Below are 8284 nucleotides of genomic sequence, written 5' to 3'. Positions count from 1 at the left end.
ATTTTAAAAGCCTAAATTTGGCCATTGTTCGTGTTTTTCAAAGGTCTTTTTGTCGTGCATAAATTTAATATTAGAGAATTTAAATTTTTTCACTTAAATACTCTTGACTTTTACTAGCTGGTCTATACCAGTTGTATTATGATTTTATTTGGAACTTTATCAAATAATAGCTTGTCCTTTATGTGGGTTGGCAATTGGTCCCATTGTATAAGGCTCTCTTCCTTATCCAGATTCATTTCTTCTGATAAGTTTTTAGTTATTTGATTTCCTATGTTATATATCACCGCTGATCTGTGTATAACACAGAGCTCTGGATCATTAAATAATTCTATGCTTTTTTCTATAATGTATTCTTCTTTTATGGGTAAATGTAAGCTATTATCGTCAAACATTATATTATCTTTGTCATCCATAACTTTTATCTTTGAAAACTTCAATATTATCACCTCTACATAATATTTATTAATATTAATACAAATATTATTGCGAAGAATAATGCATTTGCTAGTTTTATCTTTTCTAGATTTTTTCTAAATACTTCTGAGATATCCAGTATTCTTTGTCCAAAGTATGTAAATAGACATATTACAATAAGTGGTATTACAAAGCCTATATTGTATATTATTAACCTAAATATAGCTTGTACATTATAAATGCCTTTATCTCCAGTTTGAATCATTGAGACTATTGTAGGTAGATAAATTTGCCCTGTACATAAAAACTCGGTAAAGGATATTATAAATCCCAGTAAAAAAGCTAAGGACGTCATTATAAATATATTTGATTTTACATTAGTAAAAAATTTTATGATTCCATGGGACAATTTTCTTAAAAATAGGGGTAATTGTAATGATACTTTTCCATAGTCCCCCTTTTTTATGTTTAAATAATCTTTAATGTTTAATACAGCTAGAGTAAAAACTAATATTAACATTAAATATGTAATAATCTTTCTTATTAACCTTCCATTTATTATCCCTAAGACACTGTATAGTACTGTTCCTAAGAGAAAATATGCTATAAATGTTCCCAGTATAAAACCTCCACCTATAATTAATATATTCCTTTTATCACTTGCCAGTATAAAGGATAAAAAGAATAAAAGCATTGATATAGCACAGGGGTTAAATCCATCTAGTAAACCTGCCCCTAATATGCCCAATGTCTTAAAGGCTGATTTTTTATTGTTTATACTTTTTTTATTGAGTGATATATCTTCTATTTGTGATATGTTTTTAAGTCCATTTTTTATATCTTCTCCTCCTACGAAATACTTATCTTCAGTAAATATAGCTGGAACTATTCCTTTAACATTTGATGGAACATTATATTTTTGAAGGAAATCATAAAATTTATTGTAATTTTCTTTCACACCTATGTTCTTTTTTATTATTTCTATATTTTCTTTATTACTTACTTCTTCTAATAATTCTTCTATTTCATCACAGGTACTACAGGAAGTTATGTAAAAATAATTTATGATAATTTTACCTCTTCTTTAGCCAAAACTTTAGAGTTAATGCTAATTATAGATGTTATAGTTAAAAAAATAACAATAATTTTTAGTTTCAGTCTGTTATTAATCATCAACAAGCTTGTCCCCTTTAATTATATTTTTTACAGTTTCGATGTGATTATAAGTCATTAATATTATCTTTGTTCAATTTTTATTATACACCTCTTCATGGTTTTTTCAACTATATTTTAGAATTTATTTTAATATAATGAAATAATGGGTTTTGTGTAGATAATTATAAGTTTTTAGTTAATGCTTTAAAATTTTAATAAATAAATTTCTTTCTACTTCTCTAAAATAAAATTTATACTAAAAAATAGACTAAGCCCATGCCTAGCCCTACATTTTTTTTACATACTTGAGTCACCTATTCATTAAAAATAATACTGTACTTATCTTCTAATTTTTTCAATTCCCTCTCTAGCTCTTTATCACTATACTCTTTATCTGTAAATATCAAGTGAAACAAATCTTTTTCTACGTTTTCATACATAATTTTGATTTTATTATCCATTCCCAGATAATTTACCTTTTCTTTTTTTAATCTATTTAAAACAGTATTTCTTAACTCAATAGCTCTTTTATCAGTTCCATTATCTTTATCCCATCTCATTATATCTTTTTCAATTTCTTTATTTACTGGATAATAACTAGAGTTACTATAATAAATATTTTTTTGACTTTCATTGCTCAATAATTCATTTATGTATTTTAAAGCTAATTCTATATTTTTTCCTTTTTTATTTACTATAAATCCAAAACTTTTTATTTCATGATCATATACACTTGGTAATATTAAGAATTTATCGTTTTCTATTTGACTTTCTTTTAACTTTAAAATATTAGGTATTTGAAGAAATCTTATAAGTTCATCTGGGTTATTAATATAATTCATGATATGACTTTCTCTTTCTTTTGAATATCTATCAAATATCATTTTATAGTAGTAATCATAACCTTCATTTAAAATATAATTTTTTGAAAATATTTTTTCCTTTACCTTATGTAGATAGTTTTTAACTTTCTCATTGTTTATATTTATTACTTTATTAGGTTGATCTATTACATTTAATTCATATAAAGGATATCTTACAATCTCTTTATATTCAGCAAGATTAAATTCCCTCGGTTTATCTTTTAACCATTTTTCTTTTATATTAATATAGTCTTTCTTTGTCCAATTTAAATTAGGCTTTTCTATTTCTAATCTTTCCAATACTTCTCTATTAAGTATCATCCCATCTTTAGACATTCCTATGGGAATATAAAAGATTTTTTCTCTTTTCAATCCATCATATATCTTCTCTAAATTAGATAACTCACCGCTAAGGTCTACTGCTACTCCCCTTTCAATATATGTATTAGGAAATTTATATATTAGTGTAGGTCCATTATCTGTATATAGTTTAGCATTTAGTTTCTTTATATAATCTTCATATGTGACTGCATGTATAATATCGTATGTCACTTTTACATTATTTTTATTCTCAAATAACTGAGTATAGGCTTTTATAGGCAGATCAATATCCCCCTTATCCATATCCCCACTCCAAACCGCCATCGTCAATTCTTGTTTAGGACTTTTTATATCGTCTTTTATATTAACTTCTTTACTGGAACAACTGATTAAAACTGTCATTAACAATATACCCATGGTTACTAAAATATTTTTATTTATTATCCTTCTTTTCATTATATACTGCCCCTTACTATTCTTATTATTTTATAAATTTCAGATGAACAAATATTTAAATCTATAACATCCATATATACTATTAATTTTTATATTTTAAGAATACATTGATTAATAGTTCAACCTCACCACCAATTCTTTTACTATATTTTTTAAAATATAGTACTACTAATGAATAATGCCTGAAAACGGACTAGGCATGCCTAGTCCCTACATTATCTCTCCTCTCTCCCTTCTCCACTTTCCTCTGATTTAAAAGCCTATTCGGTCAACCACATATTATACTTATCTTCTAACTTCTGTAACTCCCTACTCAAGTCCTCATCTGAATATTCCTTTTCATCAAATATAATTTTAACTAAATCTTCTTCTAACATGTTATAAAACTCTACTTTTTTACTATCTTGACTATTATAGACTTTATATTCTCCCTTATTAAATTTATCTAGTATATATTCCTTTAGTTTTATAAATCTATCTTCTATTTTCCTTTCTTTTTCTATTTTTTTTATTTCTTCTTCAATTCCTTTAATAACTGGAAAGTCTTCTTTGACCGAATTCCTATAGATATTAATTTGTTGTTCCTCCTCTAAAAGTCCATTTATAAACTTATATCCTAGGTCAGTATTTTTTCCGTTTCTATTAACTATAAATCCCCATGTATATACTTGATAGTCATTTCTCATCACATCTGGTAATAAAACTATTCCTTTTGGATTCTCAAAATACATTTCTCTAAATTTTAAACCACTTTCACTCCCATTTAAACTTAATAATCTATCATCTATATCGCATATCATAACAGCTTTATTAAATTCTCGTAAATTTTGAACCTCTTCGTCCCTCTTATATTCATAGTACTTACTATATTTTTCGTATTTATGCTCCCGTTTTAAATCATAGTTACCCGAGTATATCTGTTTTTTGGCATTATGAATATATGCTTTTATTTCATTTGTATTTATTTTTACTTTCTCCATACTTTTATTAAATATTCTTAAATTATTAAGGGGATATTTAACTACATCCAAATATTCCCTATAACTGAATATTCTTGGTTGTAGTTCTAACCACTTATTCTTTATATTTATATAATCTTCTTTTCTCCAATTTAACTTAGGTTCTTTCACTCCCAAGTCATCTAGATATTTTTTATTTAATGTAATAGGATTATAATACATTCCTATAGGAATATAATACATCTTATCATTTTTAAACCCATCATATAATTTTTCTATATTAGAAATTTTATCAGTAACTTCTAATGCCACCCCTTGATCTACATATTTTTTATATGTATTTCTCCACCTTCCAAGCAATATTAATGTAGGTCCATCCTCTAAATATAATTTTATGTTTAGCTTTTTTAAGTATTCTTCATAAGTAGAAGCTTTTATTTTATCAAATTTTACTTTTATATCGTTATCAAATTCAAAAGTTTGTTTGTATAAACTTAGAACTGAATTAATTCTTTTATCCCACATTACTATAATTATTTCTTTTTTGTTATCTTTTACTGTTTTATTTAAAGTTTTCTCATTATACCTACTACATCCAATTAAATTTAATATTAGAAATATAGATAGTGTTAACAATAGTTTTTTCTTCATTACCTTCTCCCTTCTTAAAATGCGTAATCTATCAATCTAATTCTTTATTCTAGCTGATAATAATCTTACTTTTTAAAATTCATATTAATATATGGAAAATACTGAGTAATTTATTTATATTCTTACTTTGCTAATATATTATTTAAAAGTAATTTTATCTTAATCCCAACAGTATAGTCTTGTTTCAGTGCAATCATCCTCATTGTGTGAAGTACAAGTTATTTTATATTTACAAGTTTGTCCACCTTCAGGTCTTTCCTCATAAAAAAACATGAGCTGCAAAAGCCACATTACCAATAACCATTAACATTGTTGCTATAGGGAGTAACATTACTAATGCGCTTTTCTTTTTATTCATTTTAACAACCTTATTTAAATTTATTTTCCTAGCATTCCCCACCTAAAAATTATTACCTAGTTAAATGAATTAACCTTTTCAATTAATTCTTTTTGAAATGACTTATCACTATTCCATCCATTTTTACCTATTTTAACATTGCCCTCCTTATCAATTACAAAACTTAATGGTATACTACCTACTCCTATTTTTTTACCTAGCTCTTCTTCTGTTATAAAATAATATTAAAAAGGTATATCCTTATCTTCTATCAACTTATCAACTATATGTTTTTTACTAGCTGTTATTAATATAGGTTTCTTTTTCAAATGATTCTCTTTGCAACTTTATCAAATAATAGCTTGTACATTATAACTCCCTTTATCCCCAGTTTGAATCATTGAGACTATTGTTGGAAGATAAATTTGTCCTGTACATAAAAACTCGGTAAATGATATTATAAACCCCAGTAAAAAAGCTAAGGACGTCATTATAAATATATTTGATTTTATATTTGTAAAAAACTTTATAGTTTCATGGAATAATTTTATTGAAAATAAGGGGAATTGTAATAATACTTTTCCATAATACTTTTTTTATTCTTAAATAATATTTAATACCTAATATTAATTTTTTTCATTATTCACCTCCTCATTTGGTTATTTTACATTTATTTGTATGTATACTTATATTATACATGTATTCCAGCTTGTCCTCAACCATATATTGGTATTAAACTACTTATACAATAATATTGCCTAAACAAGAAACTATCTCTTATCTTCCTTATTTTATGGCACTAAAAAGGGACTAGGCATGCCTAGTCCTACATTATCTCTCCTCTCTCCCTTCTCAACTCTCCTCTGATTTAAAAAATTATTCCCTAAAATACAACTGATACTTATTTTCCATCTCTATCAATTTATTTTCTAACTCCTCATCTGTATATTCTTTTTCTGAGAATATAATCTTGAAAAAATCTTTTTTTATACTATCTCTTATATGTTTTACCTTCATACCTTCTCCTAAATAATTTATGCCTTTCTGACTTTTTATTCTGTCTAAGATAATTTTTCTCATAGAAATATACTTTTCATCCATATTATTTTTCTTATCTCTTTCATTTATTTCATCCTCTATCTCCTTATTAACTGGATAAAACCAATAAACTTCATCAGTATATAGTTTCATCTGATTTTCATTTGATAATAACTCATTTATAAATTCCAATCCTAATTTTACATTTTTGCCGTTTTTATTTACCATAAAACCATAAGTATGTAAATCTTTATTATATACACTAGGTAAAACTATAATATTTTTATTTTTTCTAACCCTTGACCTAACCTTCAAAGTATTTTCACTATATGAAGTACTTAATAGTTGATCTCCATAGCTTTTAATCTCATCAGAAAGAATATTACTTTCTTTTGATTTAAAATTAAAGATAGCATTGTAATAGAAATCTGGGTCATGTGATAAACAATACTTCTCCGAAAATATATCGCTTCTAGTTTTCCTTAAAAACTCTTTAACTCCGTCATTATTCAAATGTATTTCCTTTGTTTTTCCATCAATAATGTCTAGTTCATAATAAGGATATGTAACTAAATATAAGTATTCTTGTCCAGTAAAAAGTCTTTTCTCATAGTTTAGCCACTTTTCTCTTATGTCTAAAAAATCTTTTTTAGTCCAATTTAGACTAGGTTCCTTGATATCTAACATATCTAATGTCTCTTTATATAGTGATATTGCTGAATAATTCATTCCTATAGGTATATAATACATATTATCCCCTACAAATATATCATAGAGTTTTTTTGTATTTTGAATCTTATTTTTTACATCAAGTGCAATACCTTGTTCTATATATTTTTTAGCTGAAGAGCTGTTATAAAAATAAAGCAATGTAGGTCCATTATCTTGATATAATCTTATATTCAATTTTTCCAAATATTCTTCAAACGTATTAGCGTAAATTATATCATATGACACACTTACATCTCTCTCTAATCCAAATTTTATTCTAGTATTACCTATAATAGGATCTACAAGTTCTCCATCCCCGCCTATATACTTGTTCCATACTGCTATTGTTATTTCTTTACTTTTATCTTCAGTTTCTAAATATGAATTATCAGTACTTTTATTTGTACAACCTACTAATAATAAAATATGTATTAATATTAACATAATGTATCTTTTTATAATTACACCTCCTAGTTAATTTAAATAAATAAGTATATTGTGGTTTTTATATTATATTTTTTAAGATGAGGAATACTAAACAATTATAATACAAATATATATACTACATAACTCTTAGTATGTTCTTCTAATAGCACTCCTCTTCTCTTACATAACAAGTGCTAGAGTCATTAATATCCCTACAAAGTCTAACATAATAGCAACACTCATATATTCCGCCTCCTGCTGGATCTTCAGAATCTGGTTTTGTCCCACATTCTTTCCATCTTTCAACCACATGGTCCGCAAAAGCCACATTCCCAACAACCATTAACATTGTTACTATAGCAAGTAACATTACTAACACTCTTTTCTTTTTATTCATTTTAACAACCTACATTTAAATTTATTTTCCTAGCATTCCCCACCTAAAAATTATTACCTAATTAAATGAATTAACCTTTTCAATTAATTCGTTTTGGAAGGACTTATCACTACTCCATCCATTTTTATATTTCCCCCTTTATCAATTACAAAACTTAATGCTATACTACCTACTCCTATTTTTTTATCCAGCTTTTCTTTTGTTATTAATATAGGTTTCTTTTTCAAATGATTCTCTTTGCAACTTTATCAAATAATAGCTTGTACATTATAACTCCCTTTATCCCCAGTTTGAATCATTGAGACTATTGTTGGGAGATAAATTTGCCCTGTACATAAAAACTCGGTAAAGGATATTATAAATCCCAGTAAAGAAGCTAAGGACGTCATTATAAATATATTTGATTTTATATTTGTAAAAAATTTTATGATTCCATGGGACAATTTTCTTAAAAATAGGGGTAATTGTAATGATACTTTTCCATAATACCTTTTTTTATACTTAAATAATATTTAATACCTAATATTAATATTTTTTATTATTCATCTCCTCATTT

7 protein-coding genes are annotated in these 8284 nt (G+C 25.7%); all 7 read right to left on the bottom strand.

The window, feature by feature from the left end; all coding sequences use genetic code 11:
* Positions 1-122: 122 nt before the first annotated feature.
* Positions 123-437, bottom strand: coding sequence for a hypothetical protein (locus V6137_RS19685; protein ID WP_425449672.1), 315 nt, complete (start codon positions 435-437; stop codon positions 123-125).
* An 11-nt stretch (positions 438-448) separates the two neighbouring features.
* Positions 449-1372, bottom strand: a complete 924-nt coding sequence (locus V6137_RS19680) for a cytochrome c biogenesis CcdA family protein (RefSeq protein WP_425449671.1) — start codon at positions 1370-1372, stop codon at positions 449-451.
* 511 nt (positions 1373-1883) lie between these two features.
* Positions 1884-3209, bottom strand: coding sequence for a hypothetical protein (locus V6137_RS19675; protein ID WP_425449670.1), 1326 nt, complete (start codon positions 3207-3209; stop codon positions 1884-1886).
* A gap of 260 nt (positions 3210-3469) precedes the next feature.
* A complete protein-coding gene (locus tag V6137_RS19670) occupies positions 3470-4819 on the bottom strand; it encodes a hypothetical protein (RefSeq protein ID WP_425449669.1) in 1350 nt (449 codons plus the stop codon).
* 1213 nt (positions 4820-6032) lie between these two features.
* A complete protein-coding gene (locus V6137_RS19665; RefSeq protein ID WP_425449668.1) occupies positions 6033-7349 on the bottom strand; it encodes an extracellular solute-binding protein in 1317 nt (438 codons plus the stop codon).
* A 142-nt stretch (positions 7350-7491) separates the two neighbouring features.
* Entirely contained in the window at positions 7492-7728 is a 237-nt protein-coding gene (locus tag V6137_RS19660) for a hypothetical protein (RefSeq protein ID WP_425449667.1), read from the bottom strand.
* A gap of 83 nt (positions 7729-7811) precedes the next feature.
* Positions 7812-7955 carry a hypothetical protein gene (locus V6137_RS19655; RefSeq protein WP_425449666.1) on the bottom strand — a complete coding sequence of 48 codons (144 nt, stop codon included), beginning with the start codon at positions 7953-7955 and terminating at the stop codon, positions 7812-7814.
* Positions 7956-8284 lie beyond the last annotated feature (329 nt).

Origin of the sequence: Dethiothermospora halolimnae, assembly GCF_037577855.1 — a bacterium.
GTDB classification, from domain to species: Bacteria; Bacillota; Clostridia; order Tissierellales; family VENL01; genus Dethiothermospora; species Dethiothermospora halolimnae.
Note: the sequence above shows the minus strand (reverse complement) of the source record. Positions and strands in the feature narration are given on the sequence as shown.

Coding starts and splice junctions, on each gene's coding strand:
- V6137_RS19670 (WP_425449669.1), bottom strand. CDS start 4,819: ATGAAGAAAAAACTATTGTTAACACTATCTATATTTCTAATATTAAAT.
- V6137_RS19675 (WP_425449670.1), bottom strand. CDS start 3,209: ATGAAAAGAAGGATAATAAATAAAAATATTTTAGTAACCATGGGTATA.
- V6137_RS19660 (WP_425449667.1), bottom strand. CDS start 7,728: ATGAATAAAAAGAAAAGAGTGTTAGTAATGTTACTTGCTATAGTAACA.
- V6137_RS19665 (WP_425449668.1), bottom strand. CDS start 7,349: ATGTTAATATTAATACATATTTTATTATTAGTAGGTTGTACAAATAAA.